Source organism: Nocardioides cavernae, from assembly GCF_013410035.1.
Lineage (GTDB): Bacteria > Actinomycetota > Actinomycetes > Propionibacteriales > Nocardioidaceae > Nocardioides > Nocardioides cavernae_A.
Genome location: NZ_JACCBW010000001.1, coordinates 475,728 through 502,353, shown reverse-complemented (window position 1 = coordinate 502,353; position 26,626 = coordinate 475,728). Strand labels below are relative to the sequence as shown.

Below are 26,626 nucleotides of genomic sequence, written 5' to 3'. Positions count from 1 at the left end.
CCATGTGTTCCTCCCTAAGCCTCGCCACGCTACGCGCGAGGACCGACAGCGTCGAGGCCGACGGACGGTCGCTTGTGGACGTCGTCCGTCCGCGGCTGTCTGTCTCAATCTTCCGCTTGAGCAGACACCCGATGACCGCTCGCAAACGACCCTCAGCCATAGGTCTCCGACCGAATCCAACGAGCGAAGTCACCGAGGGATGTGGCGCCATGGCGCACAACACGAAGACCCATGAACAGCCCGCGCTGTTCGAGCACTCCGACGACGGTGGGGCCACCACCAAGGTGACAAGGTCGGTGCCACCGAAGCTGCCGGTCCAACGCCCCACAACGCCGATGGAGCACGTCGAGCTGTGGACCATCGAAGACGTCGCGAACTACCTCGGCGTGCCCAAGCAGACCGTGTACGCCTGGCGCACCAGCGGCTACGGCCCCCAGGGGTTCCGGGTCGGCAAGCACGTGCGCTGGCGGGCCTCGACGGTGATCGCGTGGACTCTCGGGCTCGAGCGCGGGGACAACTAGACGCGCGTCGTGCCGCCTAGACTGCATCACGCGGGCGCCGCCAAGCCCCGCTCCGCCGAAGCAGAGGAGCTCGTCTTTGCCGTTTGAGGTTTGGGACATCTCAACCTGGGCTGTGATGAGCCAGGAAGCCCGCGGCTTAGACCCCAAGGATTGGGTCGTGACGCCAAATGACATCACGGTCGACGGGCAGGCCCATTGGTGGCTGTTCAAGCCCATTAAGTCGGCAAGCTATCGGCGGTTCGATGACTGGTCGGAGAAGATGGCTGCCGAACTCGCGGTGTTGATCGGCCTTCCCGCCGCTCAAGTCGAGCTCGCCCGCGGACTTGAGGACACGGGCATCATCTCGAGAAACGTGACTCCCAACGGATGGTCTATGGAGTCAGGAGACACGCTCCTGTCGGAGTACGAGGGCTACGTTTCGTGCGCTCTGGACGAGCGCCCGCGTAACCGTATTGGGCACAACCTTGCGAACATTGCCCAAGTGCTCGCGGACTCGGCGGGTCCGCCCGGGAGCGGCTGCGAATCTCGCACAGGCATCGACGTGTTCTCCGGCTATCTGGTTTTCGACGCTTGGATCGCCAATACCGACAGGCACGCGATCAACTGGGGCATGCTTACCTGCGAGGAGGACGGCCGGCAAGCCCTAGCGGCATCCTTTGATCACGGCAGCGCTCTCGCCTCAGGCACGCAGGATGAGAGGCTTGAGACCACCACACCGACTCGCTACGCCGAGCGCGGGTTTGCGGGACGGTTCGAAGACGGCGCGAGGCTGCCGCTGGTCGATCTGGCGCTTTCGGCAGTACAGCTGGCCGGTCCATCGGCCGATGATTGGCTCCACCGACTGTCGCTTGTCACGCGCTCTCAGGTCGAGGAGATCGTTTCTGCCATCCCATCGATGTCGGACCCTCGGCGTACGTTCCTCTGTAATCTGCTAGAGACGAACCAAAGGAGGCTGACGCCGTGACTTCTCTTGTCATGCCGGCCCCGGCCGAGCGCCCTCTCCGAGCCATCACTCGCTTGCTGGTGACGGTGCGGGACCCGCACGACCGACGGTATCGGCCAGTCGGCTTCCTCACTGACGAAGACCGCGGCTATTGCTTTTCGTACCTCGAGCGCGAGGTCGGTCGTGACGACTTCCGGCCGCTCCCGGGCATGGCGCGTGCCGTCGAGGGCCCAGTGCACTCGCAGACGCTGTTTCCGCTCTTCGCGGAGCGGGTGATCTCCTCTCGGAGGCCGGATCGTCAAACCTCGCTCGAGGCACTCGGGCTCACCGCGGACGCGGCGCCGTTTGAAGTTCTGCTTCGCTCGCACGGCCAAAGAGTCGGGGACACGGTCGAACTGTTGCCGGCTCCGTACGCCGCGCAGGGTGACGACGTCTCCTTCACTTTCCTTACACATGGCGTCCGGCACCTACCGCAGGAGAACCAGAACCGAATCACTGGCCTGACGCACGGCGAGCCCTTGCACCTGGTCGCGGAGCACTCGAATCCCGTAAATCCCAAAGCTCAGGTGGTCACCGACACTGAGCAGGTCACGCTCGGTTGGATGCCTGATCCACTGTTGGAGATCGTGGAGCAGGTCGACAATCAGCGACTCGTTGTGGAACGAGCGAATCCCCCCAACGTCGGGTTCCACTTCCGTCTTCTTGCACGTCTCACCGGTCAGGTATCGAGGGGTCGTGAGCTCTTCGCGGGCGACGCCTGGCGAACGGTCGCACCAAGGGACTAGCAGCGGGTGTCGAGGCCTGGCGAATCTGGCTTTGGTGTTACCCGATGGCGGAGATGTGAATCGAGCTCCAGGGAGCGGGCCGCTCAAGGTCAGGTCCAAGGTCTTGCGCGATCAGACGGATGCCGTTCCGCACGTATAGCCACTGGGGCATCAACAGGCTGCCGTCTAGTTGACGACGGTTGATATGCGAGAGAAGTGCGCCTACGGCGTCAGCGTCGTTTCGGATGGCCCACAAAGCCTGCTCGGGAGTCGGGGGAGCGGCCCGTCTGCTTGTCGGCTGGCGGGCAGAGATCTCGTCGTCCAAGCCTGCTCCGGCTAAGGGCCCGCGTGCGGTACGGGGAACTTGGACGATGCGCACTTCGATCGCGCCCTTCCGCGCGCCCAGCCGTCGGAGCGCGGCATCGTTGCGGCATCGAGTGGAGCACCAGATCGGTCGTCGACCCACCCCGCGGTAGACGACGGGGGAGCCGCAACTAGGGCACGTGCCGGGGAACTCTGGCTCTGACTTGGAGGCGGACATGACCACCTACGTGGTGGGGGACCCTGCCGGCGCCTGACCTTCGTTCCGCACAATCGGAACGCGGCCGATGCCGGCAATGCAAGAGGTGTGTGGCGCTTGAGACTTGCCTAGTTGGCCCGGGGGACGGCGGCATCCGACAGGTCGCGCTAGAGCTGAGTCGGCGTAATTCCTGGCAGGCAAACGTTTGCTCGGGGGCGAGCGTCCAGCGTGCGCTCCGGCGTAGGTGAATGGATGACGCGAGCAGATGGCGAATCGAAGCGTGAGACAGGTTGTTCGACGTGCGTGGACGTCCCGGCACGGTGCGCTGGATCGCACGCAGCAGACGCCTCAAGACCTCGCGATCTGGGCGCAAGGCGTCGACGGGAAGCTGGACCTCTGGGTGATGGGTGCAGAACGTCGGGCAGGGCTAGCGCATCAGTCTGAGCCCCCGTGCCGCGATGACGAAGTCGTGCGTGCGGATGATGAGGTGCAGGTCGAGACAGCCGGCATGGGCTCGCGGGTGCGGGAGATCAGGCAGCGAAAAGGACTCAGCCAGGTGCAGCTTGCTGCGGCGTCGAACCTGCACCGGGTCAACATCAGCAAGCCTCGAGCGGGGTCAGCTGGATCCCAGGGCGAGCAGCATTCCGAGGGCTTGCCGATGCTCTCGGCGCTGACCCGGGCGCGCTCTTCGAGTGACGCGACGGACGGTCAAGCGGGCGGCGCCACCGTGGCGTCCACGCCGCTGCGCGCGAGCTCGTCGCGGACGAAGCCGGTGGCCTTGAGGTGCTCGACGAAGGCGGCGACGGCGGCGACGGCGGCGGGGTCGAGCGCGCGCGGCAGGCCCACGGACTGGCGGATCTCCATGAACGCCGGCTCGAGGATGCGCCTCTCGGTCCCGGCCACGTAGTCCTCCATCGGCTGCCGCACCCCGGCAGCAGCGTCGAGGTGCTCCTCCTCGAACACGTCGGTGGCCTCGGACGCGCGGACGAGCTCGGCGTGCTGGAGGGTCCGGGTGAGGTAGAGGTCGTAGGCCGAGCCCGTCCGGACGCCGACGCGGACGCCGTCGCGGTCCACCTCGTCCGAGGACGTGAGGGGGGAGTCCCCCTCGGTGACGTAGACGCCCTCGATCAGCACGTAGGGCGCGGTGAACGCCACGCCCTCCTCGCGGGCCGGCTCGTTGGCCAGGAAGCAGAGGTCGACGCGGCCCTCGGTGATCGCGGCGTACGCCTCGCGCGCGGCGTCGACGCACTCGAGCTCGAGCGGCACGCCGAGCCACCGGGCGACCTCGCGGGCGATGGCCACGGTGACGCCGCGGGGCTCCTCGGCCGTGCCCTGGGCGAGCACGGGGTTGCCGAGGTTGATGACGACGCGGAGGGTGCCGGCCGGCGCGACGGAGGCGGTGGGCGGGGCGGGAACGGTCATGCGGAGCTCCTGGGGTCAGGGGGTGGCGGGAGGGTCGGGATGGAACGCGAGCTGATGCCGGCGAGGACGAGCCCCCCTGCGGTGAGCCACAGCACCCCGGCCGCCCCCGAGCTGGCGGCGACGAGACCGGCTGCGGACGGGACCAGCACCTGGCCCAGCCGGTTGCCGGTGAGCCTCAGGGACATCGCGCGCCCGCGCAACCCGGGCGGCGTGGACTCGGCAAGCCACGACATGGTCAGGGGTTGCCCGGCCCCCAGGCCGAGGCCGGCGATGCCCACCACCACGAACAGCGACCAGGTCGGCATCGGCACGGCGACGAGCGCCAGCCCGACGGCCGAGACCGCCACGCTGCCCGTCAGCAGACGGCCACGCCCGACCATCGCCGTCAGCCGTCCCAGGAAGAACCGGGAGACCATGGAGGCGAGTGCCCGACATGCGAGCAGGGCGCCGATGGTGCCGGCGGGGATGTCGCGCTCACTCCCGAGCACGGGCAGGTAGACCAGGCTGATGTCGACTGCGGCGAGCACGATGCAGCTGACGATGAGTGCCCGCACGGTGCCGGGGCGCCGAAGCAGGGACCGTACGGAGCCGTCCGAGGCCGCGGCGCGGCCCTGCGGGGACTGAGCGAACCGGGGCAGCAGGAGCGCGAGCAGCAGGAGCACGACGCTCATGGCCAGCACGCTCGCGAAGATCGCGTCGGTGCGAGGGATGGCCTGCCGCCCGCCGAGGAGGACGATGAGGAACGGGCCGAGCGCCTGGCCAGCCGACGCGGCGAACGTGTAGTGCCCGAAGGCCGTGTCGTAACGCGACCGGTCGGTGCGGTTGGCCACCAGCGCCTGCTGCCCGACGACGGCGCCGAGGTGGGCGACGCCCAGCAGCACGCTCGCGACGAGCAACCCCCACACGTGGCCGCCGACCAGCACGAAGGCGGCCGCCGCGGCGACCGTCAGCCATGCCCCGACGAGCATGACCCGTCGCTCACCGAACCGGTCGGCGGCGTGGCCGCTGGGCACGGCGAGGAGGAGGGGGACGATGGCGAAGCTCGCGCCGAGGGCGCCGAGCCAGTGCGCGGGGACGTCGAGCTCGAGCGCCCGGTAGATCGCGGTCGGGCGCAGGACGAAGGTGATTGCCTGGATGAGGAACGTGTGTCCGTAGAACCACGGCAGCCACGCGCGGGTGGGTGAGGACGACACGGGGGAGCGTGGTGCGGTCAGCTGAGGCTGGTCAGGTGAGGCGCGTCGTGGTCCGCCCCGAGGCGGTTGACCGCCTTCGCGCCCAGGCTGGTGGCGATGTGCTGCAGCATCACCGCCGCCGCGCCGTCGCTGTCGCCCCGGACGACGGCGTCGAGGAGCTCGGCGTGCTCGCGCTCCTTCTGGTCGCGCTCGCCCTGCTCGCGCTCTTCCTGGAGTCCGAGGCGGCGGTAGCGGTCGGCCTTGTCCCAGAGGGCGTCCAGCGTGGAGATCAGCAGGTCGTTGTGCGAGGCCGTGTAGACCGCGGCGTGGAAGCGTCGGTGCGCCACGAGGTCGACGACGCTGGGCTGGTTGGGCAGGGCGTGCAACGATGCGGCCGCCTCGCGCATCGCCTTGATGTCGTCCTTGGTGCGGCGCTGCGCCGCCAGGGACGCAGCGAGGGGGTCGAGCGAGCGGCGCACCTCCAGCAGGTCGCGAGCCTCCTCGCCGGTCAGCGCGGACACACGGGCGTCCCGGTGCGCGTCGAGCTCGACGAGTCCCTCGGTCATCAACCGCCGCATCGCCTCACGCAGGGGCGTGGTGCTGATGCCGATCGTCTTGGCGAGGGTCGCCTGGTGCAGGACGGTCCCCGGCTCGAACTCACCGGACAGGATGCCGTCGCGCAGTCGCATGTAGGCGTAGTCGCTCTTGGTGGCGTAGACCCCGGCGGGCTCCGTCATCGCATCTCTCCTCGGTCGGTATCGCTATAAACGTAGCCGAGCGACCGTGTATGTGTCACCCCTGTGTCGCACCTGCGCGTCGCGCATGCCGGATGCGAGCCAACCCCCCGCGGCGATTCTGTCGTGCGGTAAAAGTCCTGCTCAGAAGCGTGCTGATAGGCACCTGGATAGTCCCGGTTGCGAGCCCGGCGGAGAAACTTCGTGCGGATCCCTTGACGGTTACAGGTTATAACGAGCACAGTGGTCGTCGTCACACCACTGCATCCGTCACTCAAGGAGCGGACTCCATGAAGTCATCCACGTCCAGGCTCGGGACCCGATCGCCGGTGCGTCAGCGCATCGCCCTGGCCGCCGTCGGCGCGTTCGCCATGGCCTCCCTCGTCGCCTGCGGCGACGGTGGCGAGACCGCCGAGCAGCCGAACGAGAACAAGATCTCCGTCGAGGAGGTGCCGGACTACTACCCCGACTCCTACGCCACGGACGTCATCGAGGCGTCGAAGGACGAGGGCGGTGAGCTGACGATCTACTCCAACACCTCGGAGGAGAACTGGGCGCCGATCTTCCGCGACTTCCAGAAGAAGTTCCCCTGGATCGAGAAGGTCTCTGCTAACGACCTCGACAGCGACGAGGTCTTCCAGCGCGTCCTGGCCGAGCAGGCGACGGGTTCCTCGCCCGTCGACCTCGTCGTATCGAACGCGGCGGTCGCCTGGGCCGACTTCGCCGAGCGCGACGGCACCCTGCAGTCGTACGAGTCTCCCGAGCTCGGCGAGCTCCCCGACTTCGCGACGCTCCTGCCGAACGTGTACGCGATGTCGACCGACCCGCAGACGATCGCCTACAACACCGAGCTCATGCCCGAGGCGCCCACCGGCATCGCCAGCCTGGCCGACATCGCCGAGGCCAACAAGGACGTCCTGCAGGACAAGATCACGGTGCGCGACCCCGAGTCGAGCTTCGGCTTCACGGTCACCCGCAACTTCACCGAGAACAACCCCGACGGCTGGGCCGACCTCGAGCGCGTCCTTCCGTTCACCCGTGCGGAGACCTCGTCCGGCACGCAGATGGAGAAGATCCTCGCTGGTGAGTACCTGGCCGGCTTCTTCGTGAGCGGGGGACCGGCGTTCCCGGTCGTCGACGACAGCCAGGGCCTGGTCGAGGTCGTCTACCCCGAGGACGGGACCACCATCCTGCCGCGCGGCATCGGCATCGCCGCCGACGCGCCGCACCCGGCCACCTCGAAGCTCTTCGTCGACTTCCTCCTCTCCGAGGAGGGCCAGTTCGCCGTGGCCGAGGGCGGACTGTCGTCCTACCGCGAGGGCGTCGAGGGTCCTGGCCTGCACACCTACCAGGAGGTCGTCGACGCCGTCGGCGAGGACAAGGTCCTCTTCGCGCCGTACGAGTCCGTCCCGGATGACGAGGTCACCTCGTGGCTCGACAAGTTCTACACCTACGTCGAGCCCGCCCCCGAGGAGGAGTGACGGGTCGACCGACCCGCCGCCCCGCCTCACGTCCACCCGGTCCCCCCACCGAGTCCACCTGTTCCCGCCAGTGACGGAACGATCGGAGCACCACGCATGGCAACCCTGACCGAGACGCCGCCCCCGGCGTCACACGACCAGCCGCCCGAGTTCAGGACACCGCGCTACCGCCGGCCCCTCGGCATCGGCCGCGACCAGCTCACCATGTACGGCGTCCTGGCGGTCCTGGCGATCCTCGTGCTCGCTCCGGTCGTCCCCACGCTCATCCAGAGCGTGATCGACCGCCCGCTCTACGAGGACGGGGGCGTCCTCACCCTCGAGGGCTACCGCGCCCTGTTCACCGACTCCGGGTTCGGTGAGGTCATCTGGAACACGTTGCTCTTCGCGGCGCTGACCACGGTGCTCAGCATCGTGATCGCCGTCCCGATGGCCGTCGTCGTCGTGCGGACCCGCCTCCCCGGGGGCCGCCTCGTCGCCCTGGCGATGCAGTGGCCGTTCTTCATCTCCTCGCTGATCCTCGGCTTTGGCTGGATCCTGATGTACGGCCCCGCCGGGTTCATCAGCGTCCAGTTCGAGCAGGCCTTCGGTGGCGTGCCGTGGAACCTCTACTCGATCCCCGGCATGGCCGTCACCGAGGCCGTCGCGCTCGCCCCCATCGCGTACGTCTTCTGCGCCAACGCCCTGCGGCAGTCCGACGCCTCCCTGGAGTCGGCCGCGCAGGTCTGCGGGGCCGGCCCGGTCCGCATCCTGTTCCAGGTCATCGTCCCGATGCTGCGTCCGCCGGTCGTCTACAGCTCGATCCTGATCTTCTCCATGTCGGTCGAGACGCTGTCGGTCCCGCTCCTCTACGGCCAGCCCGTCGGCATCAGCGTCTTCTCGACCTTCCTCTACAAGAACGGCCTGCAGTCGGTCGACCCGGACTACACGGTCCTGGGTGCGGCGTCGGTCGTCATCCTGCTCGTCACGATCAGCCTGGTCGCCCTGCAGGCCAAGCTCCTCAAGGACGCCGCCCGCTTCGTCTCGGTCCGCGGCAAGGCGACCCGTCCCCGCAAGCTCGAGCTCGGGTGGGTCAAGTACGTCAGCGTCGGGTTCATCGCCTTCTACGTCGTCTTCGGCGCGCTGATCCCGATCCTCGGCCTGGTGTTCCGGTCGTTCACGCTGATCTTCACGCCGCTGCGCAACCCGTTCGACTTCCTGACGATGAAGAACTACGAGACGGTCTTCCAGTTCGAGTCCTACCGGCAGTCGATCGTCAACAGCCTGATCGTGGCCGGCGTCGGCTCGGTGCTGGTCAGCAGCCTCGCGGTGATGGCCGTGATGGTCGCCCGACGTTCCACCTTCCGGTTCGGCCGTGCAGTGGAGTACCTCGCCCTCATCCCGCAGTCGGTGCCCGGCATCATCATCGGCATCGGCTTCTTCTGGGCCTTCGCGTTCGCTCCCTTCGGGTCCGGCACGCTGCTCCAGGGGACGCTCGGGGCACTCATCATCGCCTTCGGCCTACGGGCGCTGCCGAGCGCGTTCGGCTCGGTCGCCCCGTCGATCATGCAGATCGGCCAGGAGCTCGACAACGCGGCCCGCGTGTCCGGCGCCGACTGGCTCATGACGTTCTTCCGAGTCCTGCGCGTGCTGGTCACCCCCGCCTTCGCGGGCGCCCTCGTCCTCACCTTCGTGATCATGCTGAAGGAGTACTCGCCCGCGGTGTTCCTCAGCTCCGCCGACTCCAACATCCTCGGCACGACCATGCTCGAGCTCTGGGCGCAGGGCCGCACCGGCTCGGTCGCCGCACTCGCCTCCATCCAGATCATCATCACCGCCGTCTTCGTGGCCCTCGCCGGGCTGCTGATGAAGGGAAAGCACCATGCCTGAGCTCGCCGTCAAGAACCTCAAGAAGCAGTTCGGCGACAACACCGTCCTGCACGACAACACCTTCACCATCGAGGACGGCGAGTTCTTCACCCTCCTCGGCCCCAGCGGCTGCGGGAAGTCGACCACCCTCAACTGCATCGCCGGTCTCGAGCGCCCGACCGGTGGCTCGATCACCGTCGACGGCACGACGTTCGTCGACCAGGAGAAGGGCGTCTTCCTGCAGCCCGAGGAGCGCAACCTCGGCATGGTCTTCCAGTCCTACGCCCTGTGGCCGCACATGACCATCGCGAAGAACCTCGCCCTGCCGCTCAACATCCGCAAGGTCGACAAGGCGCAGCAGAAGACCCTCATCCACGACGCGCTCGACAAGGTCGGCCTCGCCGACCTGAGCGGTCGCTACCCCCACCAGCTCTCGGGCGGACAGCAGCAGCGCGTCGCCCTGGCCCGCGCACTCGTCTACTCGCCCACGATGCTGCTGCTGGACGAGCCGCTGTCGAACCTGGACGCCAAGCTCCGCGAGCAGGCCCGTGCGTGGCTCAAGCGGCTGCAGACCGACCTCGGCATCACCACCGTCTACGTGACCCACGACCAGGACGAGGCCCTCGCCCTGAGCGACCGCATCGCCGTCATGTCGGGTGGCCACATGATGCAGGTCGCCGACCCGCACAGCATCTATGAGCGTCCCGCCACCCCCGAGGTCGCCGCGTTCGTGGGGCGCTGCAACTTCTTCCAGGGCAAGGTCGAGCAGTCGTCCGGGAACGTCCACACGGTCCGGCTCGAGGCCAACGGCGAGGCCGTCCACGTCGATGCCGACCTCGACGTCGCGCCCGGACAGGGCGTCACGGTCGCCATCCGCCCCGAACGGCTCGAGGTCGTCCCTGCCGGCTCCGAGGTCGCCGGCACCAACCGCCTCGACACCGAGGTGCTCACCTCGTCCTACGTCGGATCCCACTACGAGTACGACGTCCGCCTCGGCCACCAGGTGGTGCAGGTCGAGAGCCAGCGTCCCGGCCTCTCCGGCCGCGTGCAGCTCGTCTTCGAGCCCGCTGGCGCCCTGCTCTACGCCGAGAAGGTCGAGCTGAGCGCCGAGGAGCGCGACCTCCTCACCGTCTCCTGACCGCCACCTCGCCCTCGCCTGCCACCTCCGCCACGTCTCCCTGCATCCGGACCCACCCGGTCCGCACGTACCGAAAGGCCACGATCGTGACCACCACCCAGCCCGACCGCACCTACCGCCTCGGCGTCCTCCTGGGCGACGGCATCGGCCCCGAGATCGTCCCGTCCTCCGTGGCCATGGTCGACGCGGCCGTCACGGCCGTCGGCGTCGAGCCGATCGAGTGGCACGAGCTGCCGCTGGGCGCGAGCGCCATCGACGAGCACGGCTCGCACACGCCGGAGTCCACGCTGAAGGCGCTCGACGACCTCGACGGGTGGCTGCTCGGTCCGCACGACAGCGCGGCCTACCCCGAGCCGTACAAGAGCCAGCTCAACCCCAGCGGCACGATCCGCAAGCACTTCGGGCTCTACGCCAACATCCGTCCCGCCAAGGCGTTCGAGGGTGGCAACGCCGTCGTCGAGGGGACGGACCTGGTCATCGCCCGCGAGAACACCGAGGGCTTCTACGCCGACCGCAACACCTTCGCGGGCACCGGCGAGATGATGCCGACCGCCGACGTCGCGATCATGCACGGGATCATCACGCGTGCCGCGACCGAACGCATCGCCCACTCGGCGTTCCGCCTCGCCGGACAGCGCCGGAAGAAGGTCACGATCGTGCACAAGGCCAACGTGCTGAAGATGACCACCGGCCTGTTCCGCGACGTGTGCCGCGAGGTCGGCCAGCAGTACCCCGACATCGAGGTCGACGACTTCCACATCGACGCGATGACGGTGCACCTGGTCCGCCGGGCCGACGAGTTCGACGTGATCGTGACCGAGAACATGTTCGGCGACATCCTGTCCGACCTCGCCGGCGAGATCGCCGGCTCCCTGGGCATCGCCCCCTCGGTGAACTCCTCCGACACCCACGCGATGGCCCAGGCCGCTCACGGCTCCGCACCGGACATCGCCGGCCGGGACCTCGCCAACCCGATCGCGATGAACCTGTCCTCGGGGATGCTGCTGGAGTGGCTCGCCTCGCGCCACGAGGACCCCCGGCTCACGCTGGCGGCCCGCGCGATCGAGGACGCCGTCGCCGCGACCGTCCGCAACGGCGTGTCCACCCGCGACCTCGGCGGTTCGGCGTCGTGCAGCGAGTTCACCGCGGCGGTGGTCGAGGAGATCCGGAAGGCCGGGTGATCCGCGCCGGATCCCCGTCGAGCCCATCGAAGGAACCAGGAGTCATGTCCCACTCACCGGTCGTCGCCGTCATCCACGCCACAGCTGCCTCCATGGAGCCGGTCAAGGCCGCCTTCGCCGAGACGTCACCCGACGTCGAGCTGTGGCACCTGCTCGACGACAGGCTGGTCCGTGAGGCCAACGAGGCCGGCGGGCTGACCGACGAGCTCCACGGGCGGATGGCCTCGCTGATCGACTACGCCCTCACGACGGGCGCGGACGCGGTCCAGCTCGCCTGCTCGATGTACGGACCCGTCGCCGCGGCGAAGGACGGGGACGTGCCCGTGGTGGCCGCCGACCAGGCCATGTTCGACCGGGTGGTGGGTCTCGCCCCTGCCACGGTCGGTGTGCTGGCCACCGCCTCGTCCTCGGCCGACGACACCGTCGCGCGCCTCGGGACCGTCCTCCGCTCGGGCGGGCTGCACTCGTCGGTGACGTCCGTCGTCGTCGACGACGCCGCCCGGGCGACCGCCGCCGGCGACCGCGACGGCGCATTACGCGCCCTGGCGGAGGCCGCGGTGTCGCTCGCGCCGACCGTCGACGTCGTCGTGCTGGCCCAGTACTCCATGTCACCGGCCCTCGACGCGATCACGGTGGCGATGCAGCAGGCGCGGATCACCGTCCCGGTGCTCAGCCCCGCGCACCTGGCCGCGGACAAGGTCTCCGGCCTCGTCAACGGCGCCGGTGGAGAGGTCGGCGATCAGCCGTGATCCGCATCGGCTGCATCGCCGACGACTTCACCGGCGGCTCGGACGTCGCGGCCGCGCTGCGCCGCACCGGCCTCGACGTCGCGCTGCTCTTCGACGTGCCCGAGGTCGGCACCGAGCTGCCGAGGTGCGACGCCGTGGTCATCGCGCTCAAGACGAGGACCGTCCCGCGCACGGAGGCGGTGCGTCAGTCGATGGACGCGCTGGCCTGGCTCGTGACCAAGGAGGTGGAGAAGGTCTACTTCAAGTACTGCTCGACCTTCGACTCCACCGACGACGGCAACATCGGGCCGGTGGCCGACGCCATGCTGCGCAGCCTCCAGGAGACGAGCACGGTCATGTGCCCCGCGTCGCCGGAGCACGGACGCACGATGTACCGCGGGCACCTCTTCGTGCACGACCAGCTGCTCAGCGAGTCGAGCATGCGACACCACCCGCTGACCCCGATGACCGACTCCGACATTGTCGCCGTCCTGGGCCGCCAGACCCAGGGTGCTGTGGGACTGCTCGCCCTCCCTGCGGTGCGCGACGGGGTGGACGCCACGCGGAGGGCGCTCGAGGAGCTTGCGACGGTGGGCGTACGTCACGTCGTCACCGACGCGATCGACGACTCGGACCTGCGCGTGATCGCCGAGGCGACCGCGGGCCTGCGCCTGCTCACCGGTGGTGCCGGGCTCGCCGGCGCGCTCGGCTCGCTGATCGCCTCCGAGGCCGGCACCGCCGCCCCCGGCACGTCGCTTCCGGACGGAGCGGCCGTCGTCCTCGCCGGGTCCTGCTCGGCGGCCACGCTGGCCCAGGTGGCCAGAGCGGCGGAGGTCATGCCGGCGTACCGCCTGGACCCCTCCGCCACGCCCGACCCCGGCCAGATGCGCCGCGAGGCCACCAACTGGCTGGTCGAGCACCTCGACCGCGGGCCGGTGCTCGTCTACTCGTCGGCGGGTCCCGAGGACCGGGAGCGCGCACGCACGGCCATGGGGCCCGACACCGCCGACCACCTCGAGCGCACCTTGGGCGACCTCGCCCGCACGGCCGTCGACCAGGGCGCACGACGCGTCGTGGTGGCCGGCGGCGAGACCTCCGGCGCAGTCGTCCAGGCCCTCGGCGTCCGCAGCGTCATGGTCGACCGTGAAGCCGACCGCGGCGTCCCGTGGTGCCTCACGGGCGACGGCGTCGCCCTGCTCCTGAAGTCCGGCAACTTCGGGTCCGAGGACCTGCTCGTGCGCGCGGCGGGGGGCACGGCATGAGCCCGGAGCGGGAGGTCGCCGAGCAGGTCGTGGCACTGGGGGCGTCGTTGTTCGCGCGCTCCCTCACCTTCGGCCGCACGGGCAACCTCAGCGCCAGGGTCGGCGACGACCGCATCCTCCTCACGCCCACCGGCGTCAGCCTGGGCGCCCTCGACGCCGACGCGCTCTCGGTGATCGACTCGAGCGGTCGGCACGTCGACGGCGCGAAGCCGTCGAAGGAGGCGTTCCTCCACGCAGCGGTCTACCGGTCCCGGCCCACCGCCGGCGCCGTCGTCCACCTGCACTCGACGCACGCCGTCGCGATCTCGTGCCTCGCCGACGTCGACCCGGCCGACGTCCTGCCGCCGCTCACGGCGTACTACGTCATGCGTGTCGGCCGGCTGCCCCTGCTGCCGTACCACGCGCCGGGCGACACGTCGTTGGAGACGCTCGCCGAGCAGACGGCGCTCGACCACAGCAGCTTCCTCGTCGCCAATCACGGGTCCGTCGTGGCGGGCAGCGACCTCGCGTCCGCGGCCGACGCCGCCGAGGAGCTCGAGGAGACCGCACGGCTCTTCCTCCTGCTGAGGGGCCACGCGACCAGACCCCTGTCGCCAGAGCACGTCGCGGACCTGAGAGCCAGGTACGCCACATGACCGCCGTCGCACGAGAGAAGGACTGACCCGATGACCGAGCCGACCCCCCCGAACCTGCTGATCCGCCCGGACGAGGTGGAGCCGTTCGACCGCGGCAACGGCGTCACCACAATCCCGTACGTGGGCCGGTGGAACTGCGAGACCAACCGGGTCACCACCGGCCAGACCAGCTTCCAGGTCGGGACGGGCCTGCCCCTGCACAGCCACAACGTGGAGGAGTCCGTGCTCATCCTCGAGGGGCTGGCGACAGCCGAGATCGGTGACGAGCGGTTCGACCTCGTCGCCGGGGACGCGACGTGGGTGCCGGCCGGCGTGCCGCACCGCTTCCTCAACCGAGGCGACTCGCTGATGCGCATCTACTGGGTCTACGGGGGACGGGACGTCACCCGGACCATCACCGCCACCGGCGAGACCTTCGAGCACCTGTCGGAGAGCGACCGCGGCGGCCAGTCCACGAGCTGACGACCACTGCCACCTGAGGACCATGACATGACCATCATCACCGTCAACCCTGCGACCGGTCAGGACCTGGCGACCTACGAGTCCCACTCCGACGAGGACCTCGGCGTCCTGCTGCAGGCCGCGCACGAGGCCACCCGCGCGTGGGGCCGCGCAGCCGTGGCCGATCGCGCCGCGCTGGTGGGCACCTTGGCGGAGCACCTCCGCGCACGGAAGGACGAGTACGCCGGCCTCATCACGCAGGAGATGGGCAAGGTGCTGTCCGAGGCGGCCAGCGAGATCGAGAAGTCGGCGGTCACGGCGGAGTTCTACGCCGCGAACGCGGAGCGCATCCTGGCCGACGAGCACGTCGAGATCGACGGGGTTGACGCATGGGTCGCCCACGAGCCGATGGGCCTCCTGCTCGCGGTGATGCCCTGGAACTTCCCCTTCTGGCAGGCCATGCGCTTCGCCATCCCCGCGGTGACGGCCGGGAACGGCGTCCTGCTCAAGCACTCGCCCAACGTCACCGGCAGCGCGCTCGCTCTCCAGCGCGCGTTCGAGGAGGCGGGGCTGCCCCGCGGCGTCTTCACGACCATCGTGGTCGAGGAGCATCGCGTCCCGGAGGTCTGCGAACGGCTCATCGCCGACGACCGCATCGCCGCCGTGACCCTCACCGGGAGCAACCGTGCCGGCGAGGCTGTCGGTGCCGCTGCCGGGCGGGCGGTCAAGAAGGCCGTGCTCGAGCTGGGCGGCTCCGACGCCTTCGTCGTCCTCGCGGACGCTGACGTGGCGGAGGCTGCGGCGACGGCCGTGCGGGCACGCTTCACCAATGCCGGCCAGAGCTGCGTGTGCGCCAAGCGGTTCATCGTCGAGGCGCCGGTGGCGGACGAGTTCACCCGGCTGTTCGTCGAGGGCGTGCAGGCCCTCCGGGTCGGGGATCCCACCGATCCGGCCTCGCAGATGGGCCCCATGGCGCGCACCGACCTGCGCGACGCCGTCCTGCGCCAGGTCGAGCAGTCGGTCGCTGGAGGCGCCCGCCTGCTCACGGGCGGCGAGGCCGTGGAGGGCGACGGCTGCTACGTGCAGCCGACCGTGCTCGCCGTCGACGGTCCGGGCGTCGTCGCGTTCGACGAGGAGACCTTCGGACCGGTCGCCACCGTGAGCGTCGCGGCGGACGAGGCGGACGCCGTACGCCTCGCCGATGCCACGGACTTCGGTCTCGGGCTCAGCGTCTGGACCCGAGACCCGGCCCGCGGCCGCGCGTTCGCCCGCGAGGTGACGACCGGAGCAGCGTTCATCAACGCCATGGTCGCCTCCGACGCGCGGCTGCCGTTCGGCGGCACCAAGCGCAGCGGCCACGGCCGTGAGCTGGCCGACGCCGGGCTGCGCGAGTTCGCCAACAGGCGCTCCTACTGGTCCGTGTCGTCGTCCACGTGACGGCCGGGCCACCCGCAACCGACCACCACCCGTCACCATCCCCCACCGGAGGTTCACCCGTGACCGTCACCGCTGACCCAGGCGCCCTCACCCAGTTCGGCGCGAACGTGCTGGAGTCGCTGGGCGTGCCGAGCGACGACGCCCGCCTGGTCAGCGACAGCCTGGTCACCGCCGACCTGTGGGGGCACCCGTCGCACGGCATGCTCCGCCTGCCCTGGTACGTCGCCCGACTGCGGTCCGGCGCCATGCAGGCCGTCACCCGTGAGGAGCTCGTCGTCGACGCCGGAGCCGTCGCCGTGCTGGACGGGCACGACGGGGTCGGACAGGTCGTCACCGACCGCGCGTGCACCGTCGCCGTCGCGCGCGCCGAGCAGCACGGGGTCGGCGTCGTGGCCGTGCGCAACAGCAACCACTTCGGCACCGCCGCCTACTGGACCCGCCGAATGGCCCGGGCAGGGTGCGTCGGCATCCTCACCACCAACGGCAGCCCCGCGATGGCGCCCTGGGGCGGCACCGTCAAGACCGTCGGCGCCAACCCGTGGTCGGTCGCCACGCCGGGCGGCAGCAACCCGCCCGTCGTCCTCGACATCGCCAACACGGGCGTCGCCCGCGGCAAGATCTACGCGGCGGCCGAGCGGGGGGAGCAGATCCCCGACACGTGGGCGTTCGACGCCGACGGCGTCCCCACGACCGACCCGCACGTCGCCGTCCACGGCCTCCTCGCCCCGATGGGGGGCCACAAGGGCTACGGCATCTCGTTCATGATGGACGTCCTGTCCGGAGTCCTCACCGGGTCCGGCTACGCCACCGACGTCAACGGCCCCTACGTGCCCGACCAGCGGTCCGGGTGCGGCCACCTGGTCGTCGCGCTCCGCATCGACGCCGTCCTGCCCGACGGATCCTTCGGCGACCGCATCGACGACCTCATCGCGTCGACGAAGTCGGTCCCGCGTGCGACAGGTGTGGACGAGATCTTCTACCCGGGCGAGATCGAGGCCCGCGCGGAGTCGACCGGCCGCGCGGCCGGCGTACGGCTGCCGGAGAAGACCCTCGCCGACCTCCGCGACCTCGGTGCCGGCTGCGGCGTCGACCTCGACGACTCGATGCTCGACCGGGCGGCCCGCTGATGTTCACCGTCCTGGTCGACCTCACCGTCCACCCCGACCGCATCGACGAGTTCGTCGACGCGATCGGCGCCAACTCCCGCGCATCCCTGCGCGAGGAGCCCGGCTGCCTGCGGTTCGACGTGCATCGTCGCGTCGACGACCCGACCCGGTTCGTCCTGCACGAGGTCTACGTCGACGAGGACGCCTTCCGGGTCGCGCACCGAGAGGCGCCGCACTACGCCCGGTGGCGTGAGGCGGCGGCCCGGTGCGTCGTCGACGGCGGCCATGTCAACACCTTCGCCACACCGTTGTTCCCCGCCGACATCACTGCCGGAGAGGTGTCCGCATGACCCGCCCCAGCCAGATCAGCTCCCGCGACTCGTTCCGCACCCGTGCAGAGCTGGAGGTCGACGGTCTGACCTACCAGGTCCACAGCCTCGCCGGTCTCGGCGTCGACGCGCTGCCCTGGAGCCTGCGGGTCGTCCTGGAGAACCTGCTGCGCCACGAGGACGGGGACCGGGTGACGGCCGAGCAGGTCCAGCTGCTCCTCGACTGGGCCGGGGGCCACGAGCCCGACCACGACGCGGCGCTCGACCTGTCCCCGTCACGCACTTTCCTCCACGACACCAACGGCGTGCCGACCGTCGTCGACCTCGCGGCGATGCGGCACGCGATGGTCGAGCTGGGGGAGGACCCCGCACTGGTCAACCCGCAGATCCCCGCCGAGCTCGTCATCGACCACTCGGTCATCGCCGACGTGTTCGGCCGCTCGGACGCGTTCGCCCGCAACGTCGAGATCGAGTACAGCCGCAACTCCGAGCGCTACCGGTTCCTCAAGTGGGGCAAGGAGACCCTCCGGGACTTCGCCGTGGTCCCGCCCGGCACCGGGATCATGCACCAGATCAACGCCGAGTACCTCTCGCGCGTCGTCACGGCGGAGGAGGGGTGGCTGTTCCCGGACGTGTGCCTGGGGACCGACTCGCACACCACCATGGTCAACGGCATGGGAGTGCTCGCCTGGGGCATCGGCGGGATCGAGGCCGAGGCCGTGATGCTGGGGGAGTCCCTGTCGATGCGGTTGCCGCGCGTCGTCGGGTTCCGCCTCCACGGCGACCTGCCCGAGGGCGCCACCGCGACCGACCTCGTCCTCACCATCACCGAGCGGCTCCGGCAGCACGGCGTCGTCGGGAAGTTCGTGGAGTTCTACGGCCCCGGTGTCTCGGCGACCACGCTCCCGGACCGGCTCACGATCGCCAACATGAGCCCGGAGTTCGGCTCCACCTGCGCCTACTTCCCGATCGACGCCGAGACCATCCGCTACCTCCGGTTCACCGGCCGCGACGAGACGCGGGTCGCGCTGGTGGAGGCGTACGCCCGCCACCAGGGCCTGTGGTTCGACCCCGACCACGCGCCGGCGTACTCCGAGACCGTCGAGCTCGACCTCGCCACCGTCGTCCCGTCGATGGCCGGACCGCGACGCCCCCAGGACCGCGTCCTGCTCACCGAGGCCCAGCCGTCCTTCCGCCGCGCGCTGCCCGACGTCCTCGGCCTGTCGCCGGCCCAGGACGGGGTGACCTCACGGGCGGACGAGGCGTCGGCCGAGTCGTTCCCGGCCAGCGACCCGCCGGCGATCGACGACGACGAGCCGGAGCCCGCGCCGTCGCACCACGTCGTCACTCGGCTCCCCGACAGGCCGCGTCGCGAGGTGTCGGTGACCCTGGGCGACGAGCGGCACACGGTCGACCACGGTGCCGTCGCGATCGCCGCCATCACGTCGTGCACCAACACCTCGAACCCCTCCGTCATGGTCGCCGCAGGTCTCCTGGCGAAGCGAGCGGCCGAGCGGGGGCTGCGCAGCAAGCCGTGGGTCAAGACCAGCCTGTCCCCGGGGTCGAAGGTGGTCACCGACTACCTGACGGACGCCGGGCTGATGCCCGCCCTGGAGCAGCTCGGCTTCCACCTCACCGGCTACGGCTGCATGACCTGCATCGGCGCATCAGGACCGCTCGTCCCGGAGATCACCGAGGCGGTGCACGAGCACGACCTCAGCGTCGTCTCGGTGCTGTCGGGCAACCGCAACTTCGACGGCCGGATCAACCCGGACGTGCGGATGAACTACCTCGCCTCGCCGCCGTTGGTCGTGGCGTACGCCCTCGCAGGCACGATGGACACCGACCTGGTGGGGGACCCGCTCGGGCACGACCACGACGGTCGTCCGGTGCGCCTCGCCGACATCTGGCCCTCGTCGCGCGAGGTGCAGGACGTCATCGACGCCACCGTCGAGGCCAACATGTTCACGCGGGCGTACGCCGACGTCTTCACCGGCGACGAGCGGTGGACCGCCCTCGACGCGCCGGTCGGCGACACCTTCGCGTGGGACCAGGACTCCACCTACCTGCGCCGCCCGCCCTACCTCGACGGCATGACGCGCGAGCCCGCGCCGTTGCAGGACATCGCCGGGGCGCGCGTGCTGGTCAAGCTCGGCGACTCCGTCACCACCGATCACGTCTCACCCGCCGGCGCCATCCCGGTGCACACCCCGGCCGGGCAGTACCTGACCGGCCTGGGCGTCGAGCGGTTCCAGCTCAACACCTACGCCTCGCGCCGGGGCAACCACGAGGTGATGATGCGCGGCTGCTTCGCCAACGTCCGGCTCCGCAACCAGCTCGTCCCCGGCGTCGAGGGCGGATCCACCCGCAACCAGCTGACCGGCGAGGTGCAGAGCGTCTACGACGCCGCCATGGCCTACCGGCAGGCCGGCGTGCCACTGCTCGTCCTCGGCGGCAAGGACTACGGCTCGGGATCCTCGCGCGACTGGGCCGCCAAGGGCCCCGCCCTGCTCGGCGTGCGCGCCGTGCTGGCCGAGTCGTTCGAGCGGATCCACCGGTCCAACCTCATCGGGATGGGGATCGTGCCCCTCCAGTTCGAGCCGGGCGAGTCGGCAGGGAGTCTCGGGCTGACCGGCCACGAGACGTACGCCGTCGACGGGCTCGCCGACCTCGGCGACGGCCGGCGTCCCGAGAGCGTCACGGTCACGGCGACGGGCGACGGCACCACCACCTCCTTCCGGGCGCGGTTGCGCCTGGACACCGAACGCGATGCCGCTTACGTCCGCCACGGCGGCATCACGCCCTACGTCCTGAGGCGGATCCTCGCGGAGGCCGGCTGAACCCAGCCGTCCGCGGGGCGACCGAGGAGTCCCCATGTCCCATCCGTCATCCACCCGACGCTCCGTCCTCGTCGGCGCCGCCGCGGCCGGTGCCGGCATCGCCGGCACCGCTGCCACCGCGTCGGCTGCCGTGCCCCGTGCGCGGCATCCGCGCCGCGACCTGATCGCCTACGTCGGGTCGCGCACGACCCGCCAACGCAATGCTCGCGGAGCCGGCATCACGGTCTGGCGGGTCCCCGCCGGGCACGGGGGTCCGTGGGAGCTGCTGCAGACGGTGACCGCCGACGACAACGACCCGACGACCCCCACCCCGGCCGACGCGGTGCCGGTCAACCCGTCCTTCGTCGTCCTCAGCGACGACCAGCGCTTCCTCTACGCCGTGCACGGCGACTCGACCAAGGTCAGCGCGTTCGCGGTCGACCCCCGCAGCGGAACCCTGAGCCTCCTCGACACCGTCGACTGCGGGCGGCCCAACCCGGTCCACCTCGCCATCGACCCGTCGGGCCGCTGGCTCGTCGTGGCGTTCCTGACCGCACCGGGCGCCGTGCTCGTCCTCCCGCGCAACGCCGACGGCAGCCTGGGCGCCGTGACCTCCACCCTGGAGCTCCCCGGCACGCCGGGGCCGCACAAGACCCAGCAGCTGGGACCTAACCCCCACCACGTCGTCTTCGACCCGACGGGCCGGTGGCTGGCCGTCGCCGACCGTGGTGTGGACCGCGTCTTCGTCGCCGCCCTGGACGCGACGACCGGCGCCCTCTCGCTCAACGACCCGGGCTGGGCGCAGGTCCGCGAGATCGAGGGACCCCGCCACATCGCGTTCCATCCCCACCGCCCCCACGCCTACCTCGTCAACGAGCTCCGCTCGACCGTCACGACGTTCGACTGGAACTCCTCGGCCGGTACCCTCGAGGCCACGCAGGTCGTGCCGTCGCACGCGCCCACCTTCGTCGGCGACACTCGTGGGGCCGAGATCGCGGTGTCCCCCTCCGGTCGCTACGTGTACGCGTCCAACCGCAGCGGTGCCGGCGACAACACCCCGGGTGGACCCGACCCCGACACGATCGGGGTCTTCGAGGTGCGTCGCAGCGGTCACCTGGAGCCCGTCGGCTGGGTGTCCACCGAAGGCATCCGTCCCCGCTTCTTCGGCGTCGACCCCACGGGTCACCGCCTCTTCGTCGCCAACGAGGTCACGGACACCGTCGTGGGGTTCAGCCTCGACGGCGGCGGCCGCGTGCTGCGCCGCATGGGGGTCGTCGCGCGCACCGCGTCACCGACGACCATCGCCTGGCGCGGGTGACCCGTTGATGTACATTTGTACATGAAGCGCCGGACACCACCGCTGGACCGGGTGCGCGAGGTCGAGGGGAGTCGCCCGTGGGCGGGAGTGCGGAACGGGGTGCGGGCAGCGCGACGGCGCGGGACCTCCTGCGGGACGGCAACTTCGTGCGCTTCTTCGCCGCGGACGTGTTCGCCAAGGTCGCTGACAACTACTTCTTCGTCTTCTTGACGTGGCTGGCCCTCGAGCAGACCGGGAGTCCCGCCTACGCGGGTGCCCTGCTGATGAGCAACGCCATCCCGCGCCTGATCTTCATGATCGTGGGCGGCTCGCTCGCAGATCGGGTGTCGCCGCAGGTCATCCTGCGCACGGGCAATATCGCGCAGGCGGGCGGCCTGGTCGTGGTCCTGGCGCAGCTCGTCGCCGGCTCGCTGTCCTTGCCGGTGCTGTTCGTCGTCGCAGTGCTATTCGGGTTCGTCGACGCCTTCAGCACGCCCGCCTCGATGTCCGCGGTACCGCGGCTGGTGCCCGACGCGGCGCTGCTCAAGGCCAACAGCCTGCTCCAGGGCACCGAGATGGCCACCTTCATGGCGGGCTCGCTGATGGCCGGCGGTGTCCTCCAGGTCGGCAGCCCGGTGGTCGCCACGGCGGTCGGTCTCGGTCTCTACGTCATGGCAGCCCTCTTGTTCTGCACGGTGCGGCTGGCGTTCCACACCGATAACGGCCCGTCGGGTGAGAGCGAGCTCCAGCGCATCTGGGCCGGTCTCCGCTACGGATGGACCCAGCCTGTCGTGCGGGCCAACGTCCTGCTGCTGGTGGCGACCAACGTGGCGGTGAGCGGCCCGGCGAGCATCGGGTTCCTGCTTCTGGTGTCGGAGTCGCTCGAGCTCCCCGAGCTCTACTACTCGGCCATCATGGTGGCCTTCGGTGTCGGCGCGCTCGTGGGGGCGGTCGTCGCCGCCAGGAAGCACGACATCGCGCGTCCCGGTGTGCTGCTGATCGCCAGCTACCTGCTCAGCGGGCTCGGGTTCATCGCTATCGGGCTCGCCGGGAACGTGTTCGCGGTCATCGCGATCGCTGCTCTCATGGGTGCCGCGATCGGCCTGACCGGTGCCGTCAACGCCACCTGGGTCCAGATGGCGACCACGCGCTCCATGCTCGGCCGCGTCTCCGCACTGATGGTGCTCGCCTCGCTGGCGTTCGACCCCTTCTCGCAGGCCCTGAGCGGCTTCCTCGCAGCGTGGAGCGTGGAAGGGATGTTCGTCGTCGCCGGCCTCTTCATGATCGCGGCCACCCTCGCCGTCGTGCCTTCCAACCGCGTCCTCCTCCGGGCGAGCGGCCTATCCGGGACGCAGCCCGCACCACCGTCGCGCTGAGGCTTTGAGCGCCGTGTGCCGTCGTTTGGCGGGCGCGGCCCGCTCCTGTACAGTCGTACATGTACACAGGTACAGAAAGGAAGTGCTCGATGGTCGAGGACGGACGACGGCGCCGGGACCCGGAGCGCCGCAGGCAGGAGATCGTGACGGCGGCGGCCGAGCTGGTGACGGAGGTGGGCACTGCGGGGCTTTCGCACCGCAAGGTCGCCTACCGTGCCGAGGTGCCGCTGGGGTCGACGACGCAGTACTTCGCGACGTTGGACGACCTCAGGGCAGCGGCGCTCGAGCATCTCTCGCGCGACATCGAGGCCTACGTCGAGCAGATGGCCCTCGCGATGGAGGACGCCGCCGATCCCGTCGGCGTGATGGCGCAGGGCCTGCACGACTACCTCGCGGACCCACACCTGGTGCGCGCCGACACGATGCTGACCGCCTCGGCAGTGCTCGACCCCAGGCTCCGACCGCTGACGGACCGCTGGTTCGAGGGCCTGGCGAAGGTCCTCACCCCCTCGCTGGGGACCAGCGCGGCTGACAGCGTCGTCATGTTCATCGGCGGGGCCACGTGGCAGGCGGCCCTCACGGGTGAGGCCCCGCCGGTCGACACGCTCCGGCGCGGCCTGGCGGCACTGTTCGAGCTCGACCGGAAGGACCCGCGATGACCGCCCAGTCCAGCCACCCGTCACCCGGCCCGGCGCCGGACCTCGCCCCCCAGGCGGGCTCGATGACCCGAGCCCGTCGGTGGGCCGCAGCAGGAGTGCTGTCGCTCAGCCTGCTCGTCATCGTGATGGACCTGACCATCCTCAACATCGCCATCCCCGACCTCGCCGAGGACCTGCGGCCGTCGTCGAACCAGCTCCTGTGGATCGTCGACAGCTACTCCCTCGTGCTCGCCGGCGTGCTCGTGTCGGTGAGTGCCATCGGCGACCGGTGGGGCCGCAAGAAGATGCTCGTCGCCGGCTACGGGGTGTTCGGCACCGCCTCCGCGCTCGCCCTCCTCGCGGACTCCGCCGAGGCGGTCATCGCGATCCGTTCGCTGCTCGGACTCGGCGCAGCGATGATCATGCCCACGACCCTGTCGATGCTGCGCACTGTCTTCCAGGACCCCAAGGAGCGGGCCACCGCACTCGCCCTGTGGGCTTCGGTCGCGGGCATCGGAGCCGCCATCGGCCCACTCGTGGGTGGAGCCCTGCTCGAGGCCTTCTCGTGGCGCTCAGCGTTCCTCATCAACGTCCCGCTCATGCTCGCCGCACTCGTGGCCGCGCTCCTGCTGCTGCCCGAGGCCCGCAGTGCCCGTCCGGGTGCGTGGGACGTGGTCGCGGCGCTGCAGTCGCTCGTTGGCATGGTGGCGCTGATCTGGTCGCTGAAGCACTTCGCGAAGGAGCAGAGCCTGCTGGTCCCGGAGAGCTGGGCCGCCCTCGCGGTCGGCCTGGCGCTGCTGACACTGTTCGTCCGCCGGTGCCTGGCCAGCGACCGGCCCTTCCTCGACCTGCGCCTGTTCACCCGCCCGCAGTTCACCGCAGGCGTGGTCGCTGCCCTCGGCGCCGTCCTCGCCCTGGCCGCCGCCATGCTCCTCCTGGCGCAGTGGATGCAGCTCGTCGAGGGCTACAGCCCGATCCAGGCCGGCGTCCGACTGGTCCCCTCGGCGCTCGCGGGCGCCGTCGCAGCCGGCGTCTCACCGTGGCTGGCGGCCAGGCTCGGCGCCCGCAACGTCCTCGCCGGGTCGCTCGCGCTCGCCGCGGTCGGCATGGTGCTCATCTTCGCGGCGCCCGGTGAGCTGCACTACCCGACGGTCCTCGTGGCGCTGGTGATGGTCGGTGCCGGTACGGGCGCCCTGGCGCTGGGCTCGGCGATGATCATGTCCGGCACCCCCGAGGACCGCGCCGGCAACGCCGCCGCGATCGAGGAGGTGTCCTACGACTTCGGCAACGTCCTCGGCGTCGCCATCCTCGGCAGCGTCGCCGCCCTGCTCTACCGCGTGGGCCTCGAGGGCGACCGCGTGCTCGGCGGCCTCCCGCCCGAGCTGGCCGACGCCGCGGGCGAGTCGGTCGGCAACGCCGTGGCGATCGCCGGCGAGCTCGGGCAGCCGGCGATCGCGCAGGCGGCGGCGGTGGAGTTCACCCACGCGCTCGAGGTCACCAGCCTGGTCGGGGGCATCACGCTCCTCGCCGTCGCCGCGCTCGTCTTCGTCCTCACCCCGCGCGACGTCGACGTCACCCAGCAGCACCACTGACCCGCCCCGGCCGCCTGCCGGACGACCCCCGACCCCTGACCCCTGACTCACGGAGAAACCACATGAGACCCGGATCCGTCCTGATCGTCGGCGCCGGCCTGGCCGGCAGCGCCGCGGCCTGGCACCTCGACCGCACCGGCTGGCAGGTGACCGTCGTCGAGCCCACCGCGAGCGTGCCGGAGAGCTTCCTCCTCCAGCTCGACGAGACCGCCCAGGCGATGATGTCCACGATGGGCGCCGACGACCTCGTCAGGTCGTCCAGCGCTCCCAGTCCCCGCGTGTCCATGCGCTGGGGGAAGAACCGGGTCAGGCGGACCCACTTCTCCAGCGGTGACATGCGACTCGCCGTGCGTCACGAGCTGGTGGCGGGCGTCCGGGACATGATCCCCGGCACCGCCATCATGAAGATCGGCTTGCGGCTCTCCGCGCTGGACCACACCGCCTGGGGGCTCACCGCCACCTTCGACGACGGCTCCCGGGAGTCCTACGACCTTGTCGTGGGCGCCGATGGCATCGGATCCACGGTCCGCCGCCTCATGTTCGGTCCCGACCAGCCCTACCTCTACCGCAACGGACTCGCTCACATCTGGTTCAAGGTCCGGGCCCGGACGCCCGCCGACACGGCGGTGGTTGCCAGCCGCCACGGCGTCGCGTGGCAGATCTATCCCTACCCGGACCCACGCACCACCCTGGCGCTGGCGGCGATGGAGCTTCCGGACGGCGCCCACAAGGATCCCGGGGACCTGTCCGCGAGGTGCGCGCAGCTCGTGCGCGAGCTCGGCCACGACCTCGACGAGGTCGCCGACGCCGTTGCCACCGTCGACCCGTACATCAGCCGCTTCACCCAGGTCAGGATGCCCACGTGGTCGACCGGTCGTGCCGTCCTGATCGGTGACGCCGCGCACTGCGTCGACCCGTTGTCCGGGCTCGGCGCCCACGCGTCGCTCCTGGACGCGTCGGTGCTCGCGCACTCGCTGCAGACGCAGTCCCACCACCATGGGGCCTTCGCCGCCTACGAGACCCACGTGCGGCCGTTCATCCGCGCTGGCCAGAACACGACGTCCCGCATCCTTGAGTATGTGACGACGCCCCAGGACGTCACGCGTCGCCGCACGCTCGCTCACGGGCTCCGCGAAGCCGTCTCCGGCGTGCCGACGCTCGCCACGCGCGTCGGACGCCAGCGGGTCGGGGGCACTCCGTTGTGTGCGAGGCCCGTCGGCGCTGCCGCCGTGACCGCGTCCTGAG

23 protein-coding genes are annotated in these 26,626 nt (G+C 70.4%); 20 read left to right on the top strand and 3 right to left on the bottom strand.

Annotation, left to right across the window (positions count from 1 at the left end; all coding sequences use genetic code 11):
• Nucleotides 1-209: 209 nt before the first annotated feature.
• The 3 genes from F4692_RS20860 to F4692_RS02440 all read left to right on the top strand — a co-directional run bounded on the left by F4692_RS20860 (nt 210) and on the right by F4692_RS02440 (nt 2,249).
• Nucleotides 210-521: a helix-turn-helix transcriptional regulator gene (locus F4692_RS20860; protein WP_257029451.1), complete on the top strand. Its 312-nt coding sequence runs from the start codon at nt 210-212 to the stop codon at nt 519-521.
• Between the two features lie 115 nt (nt 522-636).
• Nucleotides 637-1,485, top strand: coding sequence for a HipA domain-containing protein (locus tag F4692_RS02445; protein WP_218858128.1), 849 nt, complete (start codon nt 637-639; stop codon nt 1,483-1,485).
• On the top strand, nt 1,482-2,249 hold the full coding sequence (locus F4692_RS02440; RefSeq protein WP_179618041.1) for a hypothetical protein: 768 nt from the start codon (nt 1,482-1,484) through the stop codon (nt 2,247-2,249). The genes F4692_RS02445 and F4692_RS02440 overlap by 4 nt, the downstream gene beginning before the upstream one ends.
• 1,207 nt (nt 2,250-3,456) lie before the next feature.
• Here the strand turns inward: F4692_RS02440 and F4692_RS02435 are convergent.
• The 3 genes from F4692_RS02435 to F4692_RS02425 are packed head-to-tail and all read right to left on the bottom strand — an operon-like array spanning nt 3,457 to nt 6,079.
• Nucleotides 3,457-4,170 (bottom strand): transporter substrate-binding domain-containing protein, encoded by a 714-nt coding sequence (locus F4692_RS02435; RefSeq protein WP_179618040.1) that lies wholly within the window; start codon nt 4,168-4,170, stop codon nt 3,457-3,459.
• Complete coding sequence (locus tag F4692_RS02430; RefSeq protein ID WP_179618039.1) at nt 4,167-5,363, bottom strand: MFS transporter; 1,197 nt, start codon at nt 5,361-5,363, stop codon at nt 4,167-4,169. The genes F4692_RS02435 and F4692_RS02430 overlap by 4 nt, the downstream gene beginning before the upstream one ends.
• 17 nt (nt 5,364-5,380) lie before the next feature.
• Nucleotides 5,381-6,079, bottom strand: a complete 699-nt coding sequence (locus F4692_RS02425; protein ID WP_179618038.1) for a GntR family transcriptional regulator — start codon at nt 6,077-6,079, stop codon at nt 5,381-5,383.
• A gap of 287 nt (nt 6,080-6,366) precedes the next feature.
• Between F4692_RS02425 and F4692_RS02420 the strand changes: the two genes are divergently transcribed.
• The 17 genes from F4692_RS02420 (at nt 6,367) to F4692_RS02340 (ending at nt 26,625) form a co-directional block, all read left to right on the top strand.
• Nucleotides 6,367-7,557: an ABC transporter substrate-binding protein gene (locus F4692_RS02420; protein ID WP_179618037.1), complete on the top strand. Its 1,191-nt coding sequence runs from the start codon at nt 6,367-6,369 to the stop codon at nt 7,555-7,557.
• 96 nt (nt 7,558-7,653) lie between these two features.
• Nucleotides 7,654-9,423, top strand: coding sequence for an ABC transporter permease (locus tag F4692_RS02415; protein WP_179618036.1), 1,770 nt, complete (start codon nt 7,654-7,656; stop codon nt 9,421-9,423).
• Nucleotides 9,416-10,540 (top strand): ABC transporter ATP-binding protein, encoded by a 1,125-nt coding sequence (locus tag F4692_RS02410; protein ID WP_179618035.1) that lies wholly within the window; start codon nt 9,416-9,418, stop codon nt 10,538-10,540. Before F4692_RS02415 ends, F4692_RS02410 begins: the two co-directional genes overlap by 8 nt.
• A gap of 86 nt (nt 10,541-10,626) precedes the next feature.
• Nucleotides 10,627-11,721, top strand: coding sequence for an isocitrate/isopropylmalate dehydrogenase family protein (locus tag F4692_RS02405; protein ID WP_179618034.1), 1,095 nt, complete (start codon nt 10,627-10,629; stop codon nt 11,719-11,721).
• A gap of 44 nt (nt 11,722-11,765) precedes the next feature.
• A complete protein-coding gene (locus F4692_RS02400; RefSeq protein ID WP_179618033.1) occupies nt 11,766-12,470 on the top strand; it encodes a hypothetical protein in 705 nt (234 codons plus the stop codon).
• Nucleotides 12,467-13,711: a 3-oxo-tetronate kinase gene (otnK, locus tag F4692_RS21700; protein ID WP_179618032.1), complete on the top strand. Its 1,245-nt coding sequence runs from the start codon at nt 12,467-12,469 to the stop codon at nt 13,709-13,711. Before F4692_RS02400 ends, otnK begins: the two co-directional genes overlap by 4 nt.
• The gene (gene otnC / locus F4692_RS02390) at nt 13,708-14,346 is read left to right on the top strand and encodes a 3-oxo-tetronate 4-phosphate decarboxylase (protein ID WP_179618031.1); all 639 of its coding nucleotides are present in this window, start codon (nt 13,708-13,710) and stop codon (nt 14,344-14,346) included. The genes otnK and otnC overlap by 4 nt, the downstream gene beginning before the upstream one ends.
• Nucleotides 14,347-14,376: 30 nt before the next feature.
• Entirely contained in the window at nt 14,377-14,808 is a 432-nt protein-coding gene (locus F4692_RS02385; protein WP_179618030.1) for a cupin domain-containing protein, read from the top strand.
• Nucleotides 14,809-14,835: 27 nt separating this feature from the next.
• Nucleotides 14,836-16,224, top strand: coding sequence for an aldehyde dehydrogenase family protein (locus F4692_RS02380; protein ID WP_179618029.1), 1,389 nt, complete (start codon nt 14,836-14,838; stop codon nt 16,222-16,224).
• A 59-nt stretch (nt 16,225-16,283) separates the two neighbouring features.
• A complete protein-coding gene (locus F4692_RS02375; RefSeq protein ID WP_179618028.1) occupies nt 16,284-17,351 on the top strand; it encodes an Ldh family oxidoreductase in 1,068 nt (355 codons plus the stop codon).
• Nucleotides 17,351-17,680 (top strand): putative quinol monooxygenase, encoded by a 330-nt coding sequence (locus tag F4692_RS02370; protein WP_179618027.1) that lies wholly within the window; start codon nt 17,351-17,353, stop codon nt 17,678-17,680. The genes F4692_RS02375 and F4692_RS02370 overlap by 1 nt, the downstream gene beginning before the upstream one ends.
• Nucleotides 17,677-20,499 (top strand): aconitate hydratase, encoded by a 2,823-nt coding sequence (gene acnA / locus F4692_RS02365; RefSeq protein ID WP_179618026.1) that lies wholly within the window; start codon nt 17,677-17,679, stop codon nt 20,497-20,499. The genes F4692_RS02370 and acnA overlap by 4 nt, the downstream gene beginning before the upstream one ends.
• A gap of 34 nt (nt 20,500-20,533) precedes the next feature.
• The gene (locus F4692_RS02360) at nt 20,534-21,796 is read left to right on the top strand and encodes a lactonase family protein (protein WP_179618025.1); all 1,263 of its coding nucleotides are present in this window, start codon (nt 20,534-20,536) and stop codon (nt 21,794-21,796) included.
• Between the two features lie 77 nt (nt 21,797-21,873).
• Entirely contained in the window at nt 21,874-23,151 is a 1,278-nt protein-coding gene (locus F4692_RS02355) for an MFS transporter (RefSeq protein ID WP_179618024.1), read from the top strand.
• An 89-nt stretch (nt 23,152-23,240) separates the two neighbouring features.
• Nucleotides 23,241-23,810, top strand: coding sequence for a TetR/AcrR family transcriptional regulator (locus F4692_RS02350; RefSeq protein WP_179618023.1), 570 nt, complete (start codon nt 23,241-23,243; stop codon nt 23,808-23,810).
• On the top strand, nt 23,807-25,381 hold the full coding sequence (locus F4692_RS02345; RefSeq protein WP_257029445.1) for an MFS transporter: 1,575 nt from the start codon (nt 23,807-23,809) through the stop codon (nt 25,379-25,381). Before F4692_RS02350 ends, F4692_RS02345 begins: the two co-directional genes overlap by 4 nt.
• A gap of 62 nt (nt 25,382-25,443) precedes the next feature.
• The gene (locus tag F4692_RS02340) at nt 25,444-26,625 is read left to right on the top strand and encodes an FAD-dependent oxidoreductase (RefSeq protein ID WP_179618022.1); all 1,182 of its coding nucleotides are present in this window, start codon (nt 25,444-25,446) and stop codon (nt 26,623-26,625) included.
• Nucleotide 26,626: the final 1 nt, after the last annotated feature.

Bases quoted from the DNA above. Each gene is read 5' to 3' on its own strand.
- F4692_RS20860 (WP_257029451.1), top strand. From the start codon at position 210: ATGGCGCACAACACGAAGACCCATGAACAGCCCGCGCTGTTCGAGCAC.
- F4692_RS02445 (WP_218858128.1), top strand. From the start codon at position 637: ATGAGCCAGGAAGCCCGCGGCTTAGACCCCAAGGATTGGGTCGTGACG.
- F4692_RS02435 (WP_179618040.1), bottom strand. From the start codon at position 4,170: ATGACCGTTCCCGCCCCGCCCACCGCCTCCGTCGCGCCGGCCGGCACC.
- F4692_RS02425 (WP_179618038.1), bottom strand. From the start codon at position 6,079: ATGACGGAGCCCGCCGGGGTCTACGCCACCAAGAGCGACTACGCCTAC.
- F4692_RS02420 (WP_179618037.1), top strand. From the start codon at position 6,367: ATGAAGTCATCCACGTCCAGGCTCGGGACCCGATCGCCGGTGCGTCAG.
- F4692_RS02415 (WP_179618036.1), top strand. From the start codon at position 7,654: ATGGCAACCCTGACCGAGACGCCGCCCCCGGCGTCACACGACCAGCCG.
- F4692_RS02410 (WP_179618035.1), top strand. From the start codon at position 9,416: ATGCCTGAGCTCGCCGTCAAGAACCTCAAGAAGCAGTTCGGCGACAAC.
- F4692_RS02400 (WP_179618033.1), top strand. From the start codon at position 11,766: ATGTCCCACTCACCGGTCGTCGCCGTCATCCACGCCACAGCTGCCTCC.
- otnC (WP_179618031.1), top strand. From the start codon at position 13,708: ATGAGCCCGGAGCGGGAGGTCGCCGAGCAGGTCGTGGCACTGGGGGCG.
- F4692_RS02385 (WP_179618030.1), top strand. From the start codon at position 14,377: ATGACCGAGCCGACCCCCCCGAACCTGCTGATCCGCCCGGACGAGGTG.
- F4692_RS02380 (WP_179618029.1), top strand. From the start codon at position 14,836: ATGACCATCATCACCGTCAACCCTGCGACCGGTCAGGACCTGGCGACC.
- F4692_RS02370 (WP_179618027.1), top strand. From the start codon at position 17,351: ATGTTCACCGTCCTGGTCGACCTCACCGTCCACCCCGACCGCATCGAC.
- acnA (WP_179618026.1), top strand. From the start codon at position 17,677: ATGACCCGCCCCAGCCAGATCAGCTCCCGCGACTCGTTCCGCACCCGT.
- F4692_RS02360 (WP_179618025.1), top strand. From the start codon at position 20,534: ATGTCCCATCCGTCATCCACCCGACGCTCCGTCCTCGTCGGCGCCGCC.
- F4692_RS02350 (WP_179618023.1), top strand. From the start codon at position 23,241: ATGGTCGAGGACGGACGACGGCGCCGGGACCCGGAGCGCCGCAGGCAG.
- F4692_RS02345 (WP_257029445.1), top strand. From the start codon at position 23,807: ATGACCGCCCAGTCCAGCCACCCGTCACCCGGCCCGGCGCCGGACCTC.
- F4692_RS02340 (WP_179618022.1), top strand. From the start codon at position 25,444: ATGAGACCCGGATCCGTCCTGATCGTCGGCGCCGGCCTGGCCGGCAGC.